This is a genomic window from Arthrobacter sp. N1 (assembly GCF_048288285.1).
Taxonomy (GTDB): Bacteria; Actinomycetota; Actinomycetes; order Actinomycetales; family Micrococcaceae; genus Arthrobacter_D.
The window spans coordinates 2260645-2277077 of sequence record NZ_CP102608.1; the positions used below are offsets into that span (position 1 = coordinate 2260645).

Annotated in this window: 13 protein-coding genes; 3 read left to right on the forward strand and 10 right to left on the reverse strand. The window is 70.7% G+C overall.

Annotation, left to right across the window (positions count from 1 at the left end; genetic code table 11):
* Positions 1 to 25: 25 nt before the first annotated feature.
* From NVV32_RS10310 to argS, 10 genes are all read right to left on the reverse strand, one after another.
* Positions 26 to 733 (reverse strand): L-threonylcarbamoyladenylate synthase, encoded by a 708-nt coding sequence (locus NVV32_RS10310; RefSeq protein WP_422390073.1) that lies wholly within the window; start codon positions 731 to 733, stop codon positions 26 to 28.
* Positions 734 to 838: 105 nt separating this feature from the next.
* Positions 839 to 1879 (reverse strand): glycosyltransferase, encoded by a 1041-nt coding sequence (locus NVV32_RS10315; protein ID WP_422390074.1) that lies wholly within the window; start codon positions 1877 to 1879, stop codon positions 839 to 841.
* A complete protein-coding gene (gene prmC / locus NVV32_RS10320) occupies positions 1876 to 2775 on the reverse strand; it encodes a peptide chain release factor N(5)-glutamine methyltransferase (RefSeq protein WP_422390075.1) in 900 nt (299 codons plus the stop codon). The genes NVV32_RS10315 and prmC overlap by 4 nt, the downstream gene beginning before the upstream one ends.
* A gap of 2 nt (positions 2776 to 2777) precedes the next feature.
* Positions 2778 to 3857 carry a peptide chain release factor 1 gene (gene prfA, locus NVV32_RS10325; RefSeq protein ID WP_055773017.1) on the reverse strand — a complete coding sequence of 360 codons (1080 nt, stop codon included), beginning with the start codon at positions 3855 to 3857 and terminating at the stop codon, positions 2778 to 2780.
* A gap of 151 nt (positions 3858 to 4008) precedes the next feature.
* The gene (gene rho, locus NVV32_RS10330) at positions 4009 to 6222 is read right to left on the reverse strand and encodes a transcription termination factor Rho (RefSeq protein ID WP_422390076.1); all 2214 of its coding nucleotides are present in this window, start codon (positions 6220 to 6222) and stop codon (positions 4009 to 4011) included.
* A gap of 328 nt (positions 6223 to 6550) precedes the next feature.
* Complete coding sequence (thrB, locus tag NVV32_RS10335; protein ID WP_422390077.1) at positions 6551 to 7552, reverse strand: homoserine kinase; 1002 nt, start codon at positions 7550 to 7552, stop codon at positions 6551 to 6553.
* Between the two features lies 1 nt (position 7553).
* On the reverse strand, positions 7554 to 8657 hold the full coding sequence (thrC, locus tag NVV32_RS10340) for a threonine synthase (RefSeq protein ID WP_055773024.1): 1104 nt from the start codon (positions 8655 to 8657) through the stop codon (positions 7554 to 7556).
* Positions 8658 to 9986 (reverse strand): homoserine dehydrogenase, encoded by a 1329-nt coding sequence (locus NVV32_RS10345; protein WP_422390078.1) that lies wholly within the window; start codon positions 9984 to 9986, stop codon positions 8658 to 8660.
* Positions 9983 to 11539 (reverse strand): diaminopimelate decarboxylase, encoded by a 1557-nt coding sequence (lysA, locus tag NVV32_RS10350; RefSeq protein WP_422390079.1) that lies wholly within the window; start codon positions 11537 to 11539, stop codon positions 9983 to 9985. Before lysA ends, NVV32_RS10345 begins: the two co-directional genes overlap by 4 nt.
* Positions 11540 to 11541: 2 nt before the next feature.
* A complete protein-coding gene (argS, locus tag NVV32_RS10355; RefSeq protein ID WP_422390080.1) occupies positions 11542 to 13191 on the reverse strand; it encodes an arginine--tRNA ligase in 1650 nt (549 codons plus the stop codon).
* A gap of 283 nt (positions 13192 to 13474) precedes the next feature.
* Here argS and NVV32_RS10360 point away from each other — a divergent pair, with 283 nt between their 5' ends.
* The 3 genes from NVV32_RS10360 to NVV32_RS10370 are packed head-to-tail and all read left to right on the forward strand — an operon-like array spanning position 13475 to position 16379.
* On the forward strand, positions 13475 to 13999 hold the full coding sequence (locus NVV32_RS10360) for an FMN-binding protein (RefSeq protein ID WP_422390081.1): 525 nt from the start codon (positions 13475 to 13477) through the stop codon (positions 13997 to 13999).
* Positions 14000 to 14010: 11 nt separating this feature from the next.
* Entirely contained in the window at positions 14011 to 14871 is an 861-nt protein-coding gene (locus NVV32_RS10365) for an FAD:protein FMN transferase (RefSeq protein ID WP_422390082.1), read from the forward strand.
* Positions 14868 to 16379, forward strand: a complete 1512-nt coding sequence (locus NVV32_RS10370) for an FAD-dependent oxidoreductase (protein WP_422390083.1) — start codon at positions 14868 to 14870, stop codon at positions 16377 to 16379. Before NVV32_RS10365 ends, NVV32_RS10370 begins: the two co-directional genes overlap by 4 nt.
* Positions 16380 to 16433: the final 54 nt, after the last annotated feature.

The following is a 16433-nucleotide window of genomic DNA, read 5'->3' on the forward strand; positions in this document are numbered from 1 at the left end:
CGGGGCGGGGACGGCCGAGGAGGGCTCAGCTGTCGACGGCGACCGTGCCGTCGCCGTCGTCCGTGCCGGGACCTGCGTCGCCATCGACGCCGATGATCCCCCGAACGATCTCCCGAAGCCGCTCCAGCGGAAGTGTCCCCTGGCGGACCACGCGCAGGGCCTCCCCCGTGGCGTCGACGATGGTCGAGCCCGTGCCGCCGCCCTCGCTTCTCGGACCTCCGTCGAGGTACACCGCGACCGAGGCTGCCAGCTGGTTGGCAGCCTCGGCCGCCGTCGTCGCCGCCGGTTGCCCGGTCCTGTTGGCGGACGACACGGCCAGCGGACCGGTGAGCATCAGCAGCTCGAGGGCGATCTCGTCGTCGGGCACCCTGAGCGCCACCGTACCGAGGGTGTCCCCCAGGTCCCACGTCAGGGAGGGCTGGGCATGGCAGATGAGGGTCAGTCCGCCGGGCCAGAACGCCTCGGCGAGCTTCCGCGCGTCCGGGTGGACGTCGGTGGCGAGGCCATCGAGCGTCTGGAGGCGGGGGATGAGGACCGGCGGCGGCATGGTGCGCCCGCGCCCCTTCGAGGCCAGCAGCGTGGCGACGGCCTGGGGCGAGAAGGCGTCCGCCCCGATCCCGTACACGGTGTCGGTGGGCAGGACGACGCACTGCTTCAGCGAGACGGCGCGCTGCGCGGCCGCGAGGCCTTCACGGCGCTGGGCGGGATCGGAGCAGTCGTAGCTGGTGGTCACCGGGTCATCTCTCCATTCGCCGGCGGTGCACGCCGGAGTCGGGGTATCGGGTGGGTGGGGTCGATCGGGTCGAGGCGTCGGCCCGCGGTGCACGCGCCTCGTCGATCAGGCCGACGGCGGGGGCCCGAAGCCCCGGCCGCGGAAGCCGGCCGAGTAGGCGGCGAACCAGGACCTCAGGCCCGTGAGGTCACGCTGCGTGAGGAAGTAGTAGGGGAAGCCGATCATGTCGGCGCCGAACCACCGGAGGTTCCGGTACTTCCGTGCCAGGTAGGCACGGTTGCGGAAGTAGGAGGCACGCTTGAACTCCCCCACCGGGATCACGGGGGTGATGAAGCCGCCGAAGATCGGCTTCATCTCCGACCAGGTGGCCGGGTGACGGACCGCGACGGTGGCGAGGGTCCCGAACTTCAGTCCCGCCTTCCGCACACGGGCCAGGAAGTCGACCTCGTCCCCGCGGATGAAGAACTTCATGTCCGGCAGTCCGATGGTCGAGAAGACCTCGGTGCGGATCAGGGCCCCGTTGAAGAAGTGCACCATGTCGGGCAGGAAACCGAGCGGCTCGAGGGTTGCACGGTCATTGGTCAGCAGGCCGCCGATGCGGAAGTTGAAGGACAGCCGCGTCGGATCGTCGGTCGCGGCGACCAGCGGGCTCACGATATCGAGGTCGTGCTCGTGGGCCGCGCGCAGCAGTTCGGCGAGGCAGCGCTCGTCCTCCGGATGCCCGTCGTCGTCCATGAGCCAGATCCACCGGGCGCCGCTCGCGATGGCCGCGAGGATCGCGAAGGCGAAGCCGCCGGCCCCGCCGAGGTTCGCCTCCGAGCGCAGGTAGTGGATGGAGCCGCCGGCAGCCTCCACGACGTCGGTGGCAGGACGCGTGCCGGAGTCGACGAGGGCGACCGTCCTGATCGGTGCGGTCTGCCGGGCGAGCGCCTGCAGGAGCTGGGCGAGTTCCTCGTGGCGGTCGTAGGTGACTGCGGCGACGGCGACGGTGTCGGCGAGCTGCCCGGTGAGCTGCCCGGTGAGCTGCCCCGTCCCCTCCGCGGTTCGATCCGAGGCCTCGATGGCATCCGCGGCTCCGCCGTGCACCGGCTGATCCGGCTGATCCGGCTGGTCCGGGTGATCCGGGTGATCCGTCTGCTCCGTCATCGTCCGCCTCCTGTGGCTGTGTCCGCGACGTCGGCTTCCGACGTCGATGTCCCGTCCACGCGGAGCTGCCCCAGGACGGCGCTGGTGGCACGGTCGCGCCCGCCGAGGTCCTGGTGCGTGGTGACGTCCGCCCACACGCCGGCCTCCCCGAGGAACGCGGCGACCCAGGGCGCCTGCACCTCGGCGTGCTCCATGACGAAGTACCCGCCCGCCCTGAGCAGGCGGGCGGCCGAGGCTGCCGCGGCCCGCGGCAGCCGGAGCCCGTCGGCTCCCCCGCCGTACAGCGCCATCTGCGGATCGTGCTCGGCCACCTCGGGTTCGGTGGGCACGGCGTCGGCCGGGATGTACGGCGGGTTCGACACGACGATGTCGAAGGTGCCGTTCTCCTCGGGCAGCGCCGTCGCGAGGTCACCCTGGACGAGGCGGACCCCGTAGGGCTCGAGGTTCGCGCGGGCCCAGGCGATCGCGAGGTCGCTCAGTTCGACGGCGTAGACCTCGGCGCCGGGCACCTCGTCCGCGACCGACGCGGCGATCGCCCCGGAGCCGGTGCCCAGGTCCACGATCCTGGGAGCCGCCAGCGTGCCCGCCCGGTCGATCACGAGCTGCGCCACCGACTCGGTCTCGGGACGCGGGATGAAGACTCCCGGGCCGACCGACAGCTCGATCCGCCGGAAGGATGCAGCGCCGGTGAGGTGCTGCAGTGGGACACGGCGCGCGCGCTCGTCGACGAGGGCGTCCAGCCCCTCCGGCGCCGGAGCGCCGATGAGTGCCATCGATCGGAGCCGGCCGCGGGACACCCCGAGCAGATGGGCTGCCAGGAGCTCGGCGTCGACCCGGGGACTCGGCACGCCCGCCGCGCGCAGCCGTTCCTCCGCCGCACGCAGGGCGTCCTCCACGCCTACTCTTCCGTGCCGATGGCGTCCAGGCGGGCCTGCTCGTCCATCTCGATGGCCGACTGCACCACGGGCTCGAGGTCACCGTTCATGACGGCGTCCAGGTTGTAGGCCTTGTAGCCCGTGCGATGGTCCGCGATCCGGTTCTCGGGGTAGTTGTAGGTGCGGATGCGCTCGGAGCGGTCCATGGTGCGGATCTGGGACTTCCGGATGTCCGAGTTCGCGGCGTCGATCTTCTCCTGCTCGTGCGCGAGGATGCGGGAGCGCAGCACGCGCATCGCCGCCTCGCGGTTCTGCAGCTGCGACTTCTCGTTCTGCATCGCCACGACGATCCCCGTGGGCAGGTGCGTGATGCGGACCGCCGAGTCGGTCGTGTTGACGGACTGGCCACCCGGACCGGAGGAACGGTAGACGTCGATCTTCAGGTCGTTCTGGCTGATCTCGACCTCCTCCGGCTCGTCGACCTCGGGCAGCACGAGCACGCCCGCCGCGGAGGTGTGGATGCGGCCCTGCGACTCGGTGACCGGGACGCGCTGGACGCGGTGCACGCCGCCCTCGAACTTCAGGCGCGCGTAGACGCCCTCCGCCGGATCGTTGGAGGACCCCTTGATGGCCATCTGGACATCTTTGTAGCCGCCGAGGTCGGACTCGTTGGCGGAGATGAGCTCCGTCTTCCAGCCCCGGGACTCCGCGTACCGCGCGTACATGCGCAGCAGGTCCCCGGCGAACAGCGCGGCTTCGTCGCCACCCTCGCCGCCCTTGACCTCGATGATGACGTTGCGGCCGTCGTTCGGGTCCCGCGGGATGAGCAGGCGTCGCAGGCGCTCCTGCGCCACGGCGAGCTGTTCCTCGAGCACAGGGACCTCGGCCGCGAACTCGGGGTCCTCGGACGCCATCTCGCGTGCGGCCTCGAGGTCGTCGTTCAGGGCGGCCCACCGGTTGTGGGCGTCGACGATCCTGCCGAGCTCGGCATACCGGCGGCCGAGCCTGCGGGCCAGCGCCTGGTCGGCGTGGACGGCGGGGTCGGCGAGCTGGTCCTGCAGTTCGGAGTGCTCGTCGAGCAGTCCCTGGATGGACTCAAACATCTGGTGTACCTCTTTCGGCGTCTACCGCCAGTCTACGAAGGTCGGGACGGCCCGGTTGACCACGCTGTGCCGGGACGCGACTTAACGGGCGAAGCCGCTCGCCCTGCCGTCCCGGGGAGGGACGGCAGGACGAACGGCGTCGTGGGGTGCGCTAGTCGGAGTCCTTGGAGCCCAGGGTGGTCTTCTGGACCTGCATGAGGAACTCGACGTTGGACTGCGTCTCCCGGATCTTGTTGGTCAGCAGCTCGAGTGCCTGCTGGGTCTCGAGACCCGACAGCACGCGGCGCAGCTTCCACATGATCTTGACCTCGTCCGGCGAGAGCAGGTTCTCCTCGCGGCGCGTACCGGACGCGTTGACGTCCACGGCCGGGAAGATGCGCTTGTCGGCGAGGCTGCGCGAGAGGCGGAGCTCCATGTTGCCGGTGCCCTTGAACTCCTCGAAGATGACCTCGTCCATCTTGGAACCGGTCTCGACGAGCGCGGTCGCGAGGATGGTGAGCGAGCCACCGTTCTCGATGTTGCGGGCAGCACCGAAGAAACGCTTCGGCGGGTACAGCGCTGCGGAATCGACACCACCGGACAGGATACGGCCCGAGGCCGGCGCGGCCAGGTTGTAGGCACGGCCGAGGCGCGTCATCGAGTCGAGGAGCACGACGACGTCCATACCCATCTCCACGAGGCGCTTGGCGCGCTCGATGGAGAGCTCGGCGACCGTGGTGTGGTCGTCCGCGGGCCGGTCGAAGGTGGAGGCGATGACCTCACCCTTCACCGTGCGCTGCATGTCGGTGACTTCCTCGGGACGCTCGTCCACGAGGACCATCATGAGGTGCACCTCGGGGTTGTTGATCGTGATGGCGTTCGCGATCGCCTGCAGGATCAGCGTCTTGCCGGCCTTGGGCGGCGAGACGATCAGGCCGCGCTGGCCCTTGCCGATCGGCGCCACGAGGTCGATGACGCGGGGGCCGATCTTCTTCGGGTCCGTCTCGAGGCGCAGGCGGTCCGACGGGTAGAGCGGCACGAGCTTCGCGAACTCGACGCGGTCCTTGAGGTCCTCGGCCGGCTTGCCGTTCACCGTGGTGACGCGGACGAGGGCGTTGAACTTCTGGCGTGCGCTGGCCTGCGTCTCGCCCTCGCGGGGAGCGCGGATGGCACCGACGACGGCGTCGCCCTTGCGCAGGTTGTGCTTCTTGACCTGGGCCAGGGAGACGTAGACGTCGTTCGGACCCGGCAGGTAGCCGGACGTGCGCACGAAGGCGTAGTTCTCGAGGACGTCGAGGATGCCCGCGACGGGCAGCAGGACGTCGTCCTCGGTGACCTCGACGTCGTCGACGTCGGGCTGATTGCGGCCACGGCGACGGTCGTTGCGCTCATTGCGCTCGTTGCGGTCACGGAAGCGGCTGCTGCGGTCCTCGACGGGATTCCCACCGTTGCGGTTGGCACGGTTGCGGCGGTTCCGGCCGCGACCCTCGTCGTCGTTCGATGCGTTGGAGCCGTTGGAGCCGTTGCCCCCGGAGTTCCGGTTGTCGCTGCGCTCGCTGCCGGTGCGGCCGCCGTCGTTCTGGCCGTCACTGTTCGAGCCGCTGTTGTTCGAGTTGTTGTTCGAGCCGTTGGAGGACCCGTTGTGGGAGCGGTCCTCGTCGCGGCCGTTGCGTGAGCGGTTGCGGCGCTCGTTGCGGTCGCCGCGCTCCTCGCCCTGCTGGCCAGAGCCGGAGTCACCCTGCTGGACGGACTCGTTCTGTCCGTCGTTCTGGTTCTCGTTGCGGGTCTCGGCCGCGGTCTCGGTCTGGCCGGACTGTGCGTCGCTGCGGTCCTCGCCGCGACGGTTGCGGCGGTTGCGCTGGTTGCGGCCGCCGGTTTCGCGGTCACCGCGATCCTGCTGGTCCCCGGCGGACGGGGCGTCGGCGGTCTCACGCGACGGGGCCTCGACCTGCTCGCCGGTGACGACGGCAGCGTCCGACGCAGGCACGGAGACGACGCCGTCGCTTCCCGCGCGGCGATTCCGGTTCCGCGTCCGGGGCTGGCGCTCGGGCGCCTCCTGCCCGTCCTGCGTCGGAGCGGCCGGTGCTTCGGTGGCGTCCGGGGTGCCGGCGACGACAGGGCGCGCGCCGTCCGCGTTCCGCTCGCTGCGGACGGCGGGGGCCTTCTGGCGGTCGGCCACCGCGCCTCCGCGCTGGTGGTCCGAGATGGCGGAGACGAGGTCGCTCTTGCGCATCCTCGATCCGCCGGTGATGCCGAGCTGACCGGCGAGTGCCTGCAGCTGGGCGAGCTTCAGGCCGGCGAGACCGCTGCTCTTGGAAGTTGTTGCGCCGGTCGCTTCAGCGTCTTGGGTGGCCACACCTGGTAACAGGTCAGTGGTTTCAGTCACGAAGGATCCTTCCCCCTCGTCGGGCGGCCACCTGATCAGTGGTCCGCGGTGGTTTGCCCCGTGCCGCATGTGAAGCAGGCGGGGTTCAGTCGGGCCGGGAACTGTCCGGCCTCGACTGGGCGTGCTGAAGCCTGAGGATGTCTTCGCAGGCAGGACTGGCCCGCGCACGAAGATCAGGTCGGAGGCTACACCGGAGGATGCGCTACTGCTGATGGACCCTGCAGTTTTCGCGGCGGTCCGAAGAAGAGGACGGCCGACTCAGCAGAAGCACACGATGCCTTGAGAGACACAGTGACACGTGGTGCGCACAGCGTACGCGGAACGGTCACTACCCTTGGTGCACTCCTACTTTAGCACCCGAACGCTCCACCGTGAGTCGCAGGATGCGCCAGGGTTCCGGCGTGTCGAGGGTGCGAAGAAGCGCCCGCAGCGTCTCCTCGGCCGCCTCCGCCCCCGCCGCGCCGACGGCCAGCGTCATGATGCTGGGCCCCGCTCCGGAGATGGTGCTCGCGAAGCCCGCAGCGCGCAGTCCGCGCAGGAGCGTGGCACTCGGGAGCATGGCCTGGGCGCGGTAGTCCTGGTGCAGCCAGTCCTGCGTCGCGGGGAAGAGGAGTGACGGATCCTCCGCAAGGGCGTGCACCAGCAGCGCCGCACGCCCGGCGTTCGCGGCCGCGCTGTGGTGGGAGACCGACGCCGGCAGCAGCGCCCGGGCGCTCTCCGTCGACAGCACGCTCCCGGGGACGGCGACCACGGGGACGACGTCTGGATGCACCTCCACACGCGTGCTGTGGTAGGCGTGTCCGCTCTCCCAGGAGACGGCGAGGGAACCCATGAGGGCGGGGGCCACATTGTCCGGATGGCCCTCGAGCTGTGCCGCCCACTGCAGGAGGTGGGCGTCGTCGAGCCTGCGGTCGACGGGCAGGAGCGCGTTGCCCGCGAGGACACCCGCGACGATCGCGGCCGCGGAGGAGCCGAGGCCCCTGCCGTGCGGGATCACGTTGGTCGTGTCCAGTTCAAGGCCGGGTGATGCGAACCCGGCGCGCTCCAGCGTACTGAGGAGCGAACGCGCCACGAGGTGCGTCCCGTCCGTCGGCAGGGCGGCGGAGCCCTCCCCCGTCGGCCTCACCACCGTCGTCCCGGCGGTGACCGTGCGGACGCGGACCGTGTCGTAGAGCGACAGTGCCAGACCGAGTGCGTCGAAGCCCGGTCCGAGGTTCGCACTCGTCGCGGGGACGCGCACCTCGACGGACTGTCCGGGCGCTACGCCGGGGAGTCCGGCGGTCCCGTCCGGATCGGCGACGGGGACCGGCACCGCGTGGAGGCCGGTCACCTCAGCCCTCGAGCCCGAGGGCCGCGGCGACGCTGACGACGTCGAACTCCACCTTGGTGGGCTCGACATCCGCGCCGTCGGCGGTGCGGAGCGCCCACTGCGGGTCCTTCAGGCCGTGACCGGTGACCGTGATGACGATCGTCTTGCCCGTCGGCGCGAGGCCCTCGGCGTGCTTCTTGATGAGTCCTGCGACGCCGGCAGCGGAGGCGGGTTCCACGAAGACGCCCTCGCGGGAGGACAGCCAGCGGTGCGCGTCGAGGATCTCCTCGTCCGTCACGGCCTCGATGAGTCCGCCGGACTCGTCACGGGCGGCCACGGCGAAGTCCCAGGACGCGGGGTTGCCGATCCGGATGGCGGTCGCAATGGTGTCCGGTTCGGTGATCGGGTGGCCCTTGACCAGCGGGGACGCGCCCTCTGCCTGGAAGCCCCACATGATCGGCGTCCGGGTCGCCACGGCCGGCAGCTCACCGTGGTGCATCGAGGCGTACGGCGCCGCGTACTCCTTGTAGCCCTTCCAGTAGGCGCTGATGTTGCCCGCGTTCCCGACCGGCATCAGATGGTAGTCCGGTGCATCGCCGAGCGTGTCGACCACCTCGAAGGCTGCGGTCTTCTGCCCCTCCAGCCGCGCGGGGTTGACGGAGTTCACCAGGAACACGGGATAGGCCTCGGCGAGCTTCCGCGCCACGTCGAGGCAGTTGTCGAAGTTGCCGTTGACCTGCAGGAGCTGCGCACCGTGGGCGATCGCCTGGCTCAGCTTGCCCATGGAGATCTTGCCGTCGGGAACGAGCACGGCGCAGGTGATTCCGGCCTGCGTGGCGTAGGCCGCAGCGGAGGCGGAGGTGTTGCCCGTGGACGCACAGACCACGGCCTTGGCCCCGGCGGCGACCGCGGCCGTCATGGCCATGGTCATGCCGCGGTCCTTGAAGGAGCCGGTGGGGTTCATGCCCTCGACCTTGAGGTAGACGGTGTTGCCCGTCAGCTCGGACAGATGGCGGGCGTGCACGAGGGGCGTACCGCCCTCGCCGAGGGTGATGACCTCGGTGGCCTCGGTGACAGGTAGGCGTTCTGCGTATTCGCGGATGACTCCGCGCCACTGGTGGGCCACTTAGATTCCCTCTACTCGGAGCACGGATGAGACGGCGGTGATGACGTCGAGCGCACCGACCTGCTTGACGGTCGCCGCGAGGGACGCCTCGGGGGCGCGATGGGTGACGATGCGCAGCTCGGCGGTGGTGCCGCCGTCGGGCCCGCGCTGATGGATGCGCTGGCGCATCGTCTCGATGGAGACGCCGTTCTCGGCGAAGATGTGGGCGATCCGGGCGAGGACACCGGGCTGGTCCGCGACCTGCAGGCCGATGCAGTAGCTCGTGCGGACGGTGTCGATGCTCAGCGGCGGCACGTGGCCCGTGGTGGTCTCGGTGCGGCCGGGCCCGCCGAGGACCATGCGGCGGGCCGCGCTCACGACGTCGCCGAGCACGGCCGACGCCGTCGGCGTCCCGCCTGCACCCTGGCCGTAGAACATGAGCTCGCCCGCGTTCTCCGCCTCGATGAACACGGCGTTGAACGCGCCGTGGACGGCCGCGAGCGGGTGCGAGCGCGGCAGGAGGGTGGGGTGGACGCGGACGCCCACGCCCGCTGCGCCGGCCTCGTCGGTCAGGATCTCGGCGATGGCGAGCAGCTTGATGACGTAGCCGTCCTCGGCGGCGGCCGCGATGTCGTCCGCGGTGACCGCGGTGATGCCCTCGCAGTACACGTTCTCGAGCGCGAACCGGGTGTGGAAGGACAGCGAGGCGAGGATCGCGGCCTTCGCGGCGGCGTCGTGCCCCTCGACGTCGGCCGTCGGGTCGGCCTCCGCGTACCCGAGGTCCTGCGCCGCCTTCAGCGCGTCGGCGAACTGCGCCCCCGTGGAGTCCATCTGGTCCAGGATGTAGTTCGTGGTGCCGTTGACGATGCCCAGCACGCGGGTGATGCGGTCCCCCGACAGGCTGTCGCGGATGGGTCGCAGAATGGGGATGGCTCCGGCGACGGCGGCCTCGTAGGACAACTGCACGCCGGCCTTGTCGGCCTGCTCGTAGAGCTCCGGCCCGTCCTGCGCGAGGAGGGCCTTGTTCCCGCTGACCACCGTGGCACCGTGCGCGATGGCGCGCAGGATCAGCGTCTTGGCCGGCTCGATGCCGCCCATGAGCTCGATGACGATGTCCGCCCGCTCGACGAGCGACTCGGCGTCCTGGGTCAGCAGCCCCGCCGGCAGGTCAACGTCGCGCTCCGCCTCCAGCGAACGGATCGCCACCCCGATGAGTTCGAGGGGGGCGCCTGCCCTGAGCCCGAGGTCCGCGGCGTCCTCGAGGAGGATCCGGGCCACCTGGGAGCCGACGTTGCCGCAGCCCAGCAGGGCGACGCGGAGGGGTGCGGGAGAGGGTGCTGGTGCATTCATGCGGTCTGTGAAGCTCCTGGATCCGGGGCGGCTACTGCTGGTGAGGGCTGGGCGGTCTCGCGCTGGACGTCCCTGCGGAACAGGTCCTCCTCGGTCTCGCCGCGGACGATCAGTCGGGCCGCACCGTCGACGACCGCCACGACCGGAGGCCGCGCCAGGTAGTTGTAGTTGCTCGAGAGCACCCAGCAGTAGGCTCCCGTTCCCGGGACGGCGAGAAGGTCACCTGCTCCGGTGTCCTCCGGGAGGTAGACGTCCCGCACCACAATGTCACCGCTCTCGCAGTGTTTTCCAACCACACGGGACAGGACGGGCGGCCCCTCGGGCGTCCGCGAGGCGAGGACGGCCGAGTAATCCGCGCCGTAGAGCACCGGACGGGCGTTGTCGCTCATCCCGCCGTCCACCGACACATAGCGTCGCGGGTGCGTAACGGAGGTGTCCTGCACCACCTCGGAGCCGTTGGCGGCTGCGTCGACGCGCACGGTCTTCGTGGTGCCCGCGGTGTAGAGGGTGAAGGTCGTCGGTCCCACGATGGCACGGCCGGGCTCGATCGAGATCCGGGGGACGCGCAGGCCGAGCTCACGGCAGGTGGAGCCGACGACGGTGGCCATCGCGCGGGCGATCTCCGCCGCGGGCCGCGGCTGGTCGGCCTCGGTGTAGGCGATGCCGTAGCCGCCGCCGAGGTCCAGTTCGGGCAGCTCGACGCCGTGCCGGTCACGGACCCCGGCGAGGAAAACGAGCAGCCGGCGGGCCGCCAGCTCGAAGCCCTCCGGTTCGAAGATCTGCGAGCCGATGTGGCAGTGCACACCGAGGAGGTTGATGCCCGGATGGGCCAGGGCGTCGGCGACGGCCCGCGCGGCCGGGGAGGAGCCGCCGTCGTCCTGTCCGTCCTGCTGCCCGGGCCCCTGCTCGGTGGTGAGCGACAGCCCGAACTTCTGGTCCTCGTGGGCGGTGGCGATGAACTCGTGCGTGTGGGCGTGGACGCCGGGCGTCAGGCGGATCATCACGTTGGCGCGGCGGCCGCGTTCGACGGCGAGGTCACCCACCAGGGCGACCTCCTGGAGGCTGTCGACGACGATCCGGCCGAGGTCCGCGTCGATGGCCCGCGTGATCTCCGCAGCGGACTTGTTGTTGCCGTGCAGGCCCAGGCGATTCCCTGGCATGCCGGCGCGCAGGCCCACGGCGAGTTCGCCGCCGGAGCAGGTGTCGAGGCCGAGGCCCTCCTCGCGGACCCAGTGGGCCACTTCGGTGCAGATGAAGGATTTGCCCGCGTAGAAGACGTCCACTCCCCCGCACAGATCGCGGAAGGCGTCGTCGAATGCGTCGCGGAAGGTGGCGGCCCGGGTGCGGAAGTCCCGCTCGGACATCACGAACAGCGGGGTGCCGAACTCGGCGGCGAGGTCGGCGACGGAGACGCCGTCGATCCGCAGGACGCCGTCGCTCCCGCGCGCGACGTCCTCGGCCCAGAGCTTCGCGTCCAGCCGGGCAGGTTCCGCCGGGACGGACAGCCAGTCTGGCGCGAGGGGCGAGGGGTGGGTGGGGTCCACGACGGTCATGGTCACATCCTCTCCGGTGCCGATACCCCGAGGAGCCCGAGGCCGTTCGCGAGGACCTGCTGCGTGGCGTTGTTCAGCCAGAGGCGCGAGCGGTGGACGTCCTCGACCGGGGCGTCGCCCAGCGGGGACACGCGGCAGGCGTCGTACCAGCGGTGGTAGGTGCCGGCGATCACCTCGAGGTGGCGGGCCACGCGGTGCGGTTCGCGGAAGGTCGCGGACTGGGCGACGACGCCGGGGAACTGCCCGAGGGCAGCGAGCAGCGCCCCTTCCGTCGGGTGCGCCAGTGCTGCGGCGTCGAAGGACCTGGCGTCCACACCTGCGGAGACGGCGTTGCGCGCCACGGCGTGCGTCCTGGCGTGGGCGTACTGCACGTAGAACACCGGGTTCTCGTTGGTGTGCCGGGTCAGGAGGTCCAGGTCGATGTCGATGTTCGAATCGGCGGAGAAGCGGGCCAGCGTGTAGCGCGCGGCGTCGACGCCGACTGCGTCCACGAGGTCTTCGAGCGTGACGACCGTTCCTGCGCGCTTCGACATGCGCACCGGTGCGCCGTCCTTCACGAGGTTCACCAGCTGGCCGATCAGGACCTCCACGGCATCGGGATCGTCACCCAGGGCAGCCGCCGCGGCTTTCAGGCGCGCCACGTACCCGTGGTGGTCCGCCCCGAGCATGATGATGTTGAGGTCGAAGCCACGGTTCCGCTTGTTGACGAAGTACCCGATGTCTCCGGCGATGTAGGCGGGCGCGCCGTTCGACTTGATCACCACGCGGTCCCGGTCGTCGCCGTAGTCGGTGGACCTCAGCCACCAGGCGCCGTCCTCGAGGAAGAGGTTGCCGGACGCCTTGAGCTTGTCGAGGAGGTCCTCGACGAAATCGTTCTCGAACAGCGAGTGCTCGTGGAAGTACACGTCGAAGTCCACGCCGAAATCATGCAGGGACGCCTTGATGTCCGAGAACATGAGGTCCACGCCGATCTCCCTGAACCGCTCGACGGACGCCGGTCCGCCGAGGGCCAGCGCGTCGGGATCGGCGGCGAGGACACGCTGGGCTATGTCGACGATGTACTGGCCGCTGTAGCCGTCCTCCGGGGCCGGATCGCCGGTGGCGGAGGCGTGGAGTGAGCGGGCGAAGCGGTCGATCTGCGCGCCGTGGTCGTTGAAGTAGTACTCGCGGGTGACCTCCGCACCCTGCGACTGCAGGATCCGCGCGAGTGCGTCACCGACGGCCGCCCAGCGGGTCCCTCCGATGTGGATGGGACCGGTCGGGTTGGCGGAGACGAATTCGAGGTTGATCTTCCGGCCCGCGAGCGCATCGTTGGTGCCGTAGGCCTGGCCCGCCTCGACGATGGTGCGGGCCAGCTCACCCGCGGCACCGGCGTCGAGCGTGATGTTGAGGAAGCCGGGACCGGCGATGTCGACGCTCCTGACGCCCTCGATGCCCGCGAGGCGGTCGCTGAGCAGCTGCGCGAACTCCCGGGGGTTCATCCCGGCCTTCTTGCCGAGCTGCAGCGCGATGTTCGTGGCCCAGTCCCCGTGCTCCCGGTTCTTCGGTCGCTCCACCCGCACCTCGGAGGGGAGGTCGATGGTCAGGTCACCGGCGTCGACGGCGGCCCTGAGGCAGGCGGAAATAGCGGAGGAGAGTTCTTCGGGAGTCACCCGTCAAGCATAGCCGCGGCGCCCCGTCCGCCCTGATTCGCGTGACGCGGCGAGCGCCTGCGGCACAGGCGCGAATCCGCCCCACGGGTCTGCCGACCGGTGCGCGGCCGGTACAGTCCGGAAGGCCGGGAGAAACGAATGGCGTCATGGGACGTTGGAATGCATCAGTGGCTCTCCTCGACGTCCACGCCTCCCTCGGTGCGGAGCCCTTCCGCCCGGTCCCGCTACCGCGATCCACCAGGAGCATCCAGTGACCATGACAGGCCAGACCGAAACACCCCTTATGACGGCGCCGGCGCGGGCCGGGTTCCCCCTCCACAAGCGCGTCCTGACGGCGCTCGCCGCCGTGTCGATCCTCGGTGCGGCCGGCTGCGCCGGCGCCGAGGCCGAGACCCCGGCCGCCGAAGCTCCCGCTGCTGAATCCTCCGCAGCCGATGCCACCGATGCCACCGAGGCACCCGGAGCGGCACCGACCGGGGCAGCGACCGCGGACGCCGCCGCAACGGACCAGAGCTACGAGGACGGCACCTACACCCAGACGGGCGGCTACCAGTCCCCCGCCGGCCCCGAGGAGGTCGGCGTGACCCTGACACTGGCGGCCGATGTCGTGACCGCCGTCGAGGTGGAGCCGATGCCGGACAACCCCACCACCACGATGTACCAGGAGCGTTTCGCCGGTGGTATCTCGGACGCGATCGTCGGGAAGAAACTCGACGAGCTCGCCGTGGACAAGGTCGCCGGGTCCTCCCTGACCAGCGGCGGCTTCAACGAAGCGGCCGACAAGATCAAGAGCGAAGCACAGCTGTAGGGCGCAGCGGCGTGGGGTACTCCTTCAGCTTCGAGGCGATCGGTACGGCCTGGCGCGTGGACAGTGCCGCGCCGCTCCTGGCCGCCCAGAAGGCCGGCCTCCTCCGTATCGCCGACGATTACGACGCGCTGTACTCCCGCTTCCGCGCCGACTCCGGCATCACCGAGCTGGCGGCCTCAGGGGGCTCCCTCTCCCTGCCGGGCCACGGCGCCCGGCTGGGGCGCCTCCTGCGCACGCTGCACGACGTCACCGGCGGCGGCGTGTCCCCCCTGGTCGGCGAGCGCCTGGCCGACCAGGGCTACGACGCCGGATACAGCTTCGTCCCTACCGCGGCACCGGCGCCCGCGAGAGCCTGGGACGGCCTCCTGGAGTGGACGGAGGACGGCGTGAGCCTCGCGGCCCCGGCGCTCCTCGATGTCGGCGCCGCAGGCAAGGGGCAACTCGTGGACCTGATGCTCGAGTACCTCCTCGCGGCCGGGCACGGGCAGGCGGTCGTCGACGCCAGCGGTGACATGCGACGAACCGGCAGCGGCTCCATCACGGTGGCCCTCGAACACCCCTACGATCCGTCGTCGGCCATCGGCACGGTCGTGCTCACCGAGGGGGCGCTGTGCGCCTCGGCGTCGAACCGTCGGGTCTGGGGTGACGGACTGCACCACGTCCTGGATGCCCGGACGGGGCACTGCGTCGACACGGTCGTCGCCACGTGGGTCCTCGCAGCCGACGCCATGACCGCCGACGGGCTGTGCACGGCCCTGTTCGTCACCGACCCCGCGGACCTCGCCGGGTCCTTCGACTTCGACTTCGTCCTGATGTACTCCGACGGACGCGCCCGCTATTCCGCCCCACTCGCAGGAGCACTGTTCTCATGACCGCAGCACTCGACGGCCTGCTGGGCCGCATGACCATGTACCGCCTGACCCTGGGCCTGCTGCTCCTGCTGACCGTCGAGGCCCTCGTGCTCTCGCTGACGGGACTGCTCGCCTACACCCCGGCCGAGATCGGCGGCACCCTCGTGGCCGCCGTGGGAGGGACGATCATCGGGACGCGGCTCATGGCGCTGATCCTGCGGCTGCGCCCGCACGGCGACTCGTCGCTCATCACCGGGCTGATCGTCTTCCTCATCATGTTCCCCTCCAGCACGGCTGCGGGCCTCGGCGGCATCCTCACGGCGGGCGTCGCGGCCGGAGCGTCCAAGTTCCTGCTCGCCTTCCGCGGCCGCCACATCTTCAACCCCGCAGCCACGGGGGCCGTCGTCGCGACCCTGCTGGGGGTCGGCGCGGCGGCCTGGTGGGTGGCGAACGCGTACATGCTGCCGGTCGTCGCGGTCGGCGCCGCCCTGCTGCTCCACCGGACGCGGAAGGTGTCCATGGGTGCGGTGTTCCTCGTCGTCGCCCTCGGGATCCTGCTCGTCGGCCTGGTGCAGGGCGGGCTGACCGCCGGTGCAGGACTCCAGCTGGTCCTGACGTCCTACCCGGTCCTGTTCCTGCTCGGCTTCATGATGACCGAGCCCCTGACGCTCCCCCCGCTGCGCTGGCAGCAATGGCTCTTCGCCGCGATCGTCGCCGCCGTCTTCGCCCTGCAGGTGTCCGTCGGACCCGTATTCCTCGGACCGGAGTTCGCGCTCGTCATCGGTAACGCCGTCGCGTTCCTGATGGGCCAGCGACGCGGTGTCCGGCTCTCCTTCGCCGGGTCACGGCAGCTGACGCCCACGAGCACGGAGCTCGTCTTCGAACCGGCCCGTCCCGTGCGCTTCACCGCGGGGCAGTACATGGAACTGTCCATGCCGCACCGCGGGGCGGACAGCCGTGGCAGCCGCCGCGTCTTCAGCATCACGTCCGCACCCCAGCAGGCCGACGCCGTCACCTTCGGATTGCGCACCACGGCGCAGGGGAGCTCGTTCAAGAAGGCCCTGCTCGAGCTGCCGAAGGACGCGCACATCACCGGGACCCTCGTGGGCGGCGACTTCCGCCTGCCGCGGGATGCGTCCGTCCCGCTCCTGCTGGCCGCCGGCGGGATCGGTGTCACCCCGTTCATCAGCCAGCTCAGGGACATCGCCGCACGCGGGGAGGACCGCGACATCGTCCTCGTGTACGTGGTGCGCAGCGCCGAGGAGATCGCCTTCCGGGACGAACTGGCCGGGCTCGGTACGCGCGTGGTGCTCTTCGTCCCGGCCGACGACGGCGTTCCGGCGGTGCCCGGCACCTGGGCCCTTACGGGGAGCGGGCTCTCCTCCGAGGAGCTGCTCGCAGCCGTCCCCGACCTCAAGCGACGCCGGGTCCTGGTCTCCGGGTCGCCGGCGTTCATCGGGGACCTCCGCCGCGTGGTCCGCACCGCCGGGGTCTCCCGGGTGCGGACGGACGCTTTCCTGGGGTACTGAGGCGTGGACCGACCGGGTCCGGCCCGTGCGTTTTCCGACGCAGGCGGCACCTGC

Excerpts from the sequence above, each read along its gene's own strand:
- NVV32_RS10315 (WP_422390074.1), bottom strand. The coding sequence starts at position 1,879 with ATGACGGAGCAGACGGATCACCCGGATCACCCGGACCAGCCGGATCAG.
- prfA (WP_055773017.1), bottom strand. The coding sequence starts at position 3,857 with ATGTTTGAGTCCATCCAGGGACTGCTCGACGAGCACTCCGAACTGCAG.
- NVV32_RS10345 (WP_422390078.1), bottom strand. The coding sequence starts at position 9,986 with ATGAATGCACCAGCACCCTCTCCCGCACCCCTCCGCGTCGCCCTGCTG.
- lysA (WP_422390079.1), bottom strand. The coding sequence starts at position 11,539 with ATGACCGTCGTGGACCCCACCCACCCCTCGCCCCTCGCGCCAGACTGG.
- NVV32_RS10360 (WP_422390081.1), top strand. The coding sequence starts at position 13,475 with ATGACGGCGCCGGCGCGGGCCGGGTTCCCCCTCCACAAGCGCGTCCTG.
- NVV32_RS10370 (WP_422390083.1), top strand. The coding sequence starts at position 14,868 with ATGACCGCAGCACTCGACGGCCTGCTGGGCCGCATGACCATGTACCGC.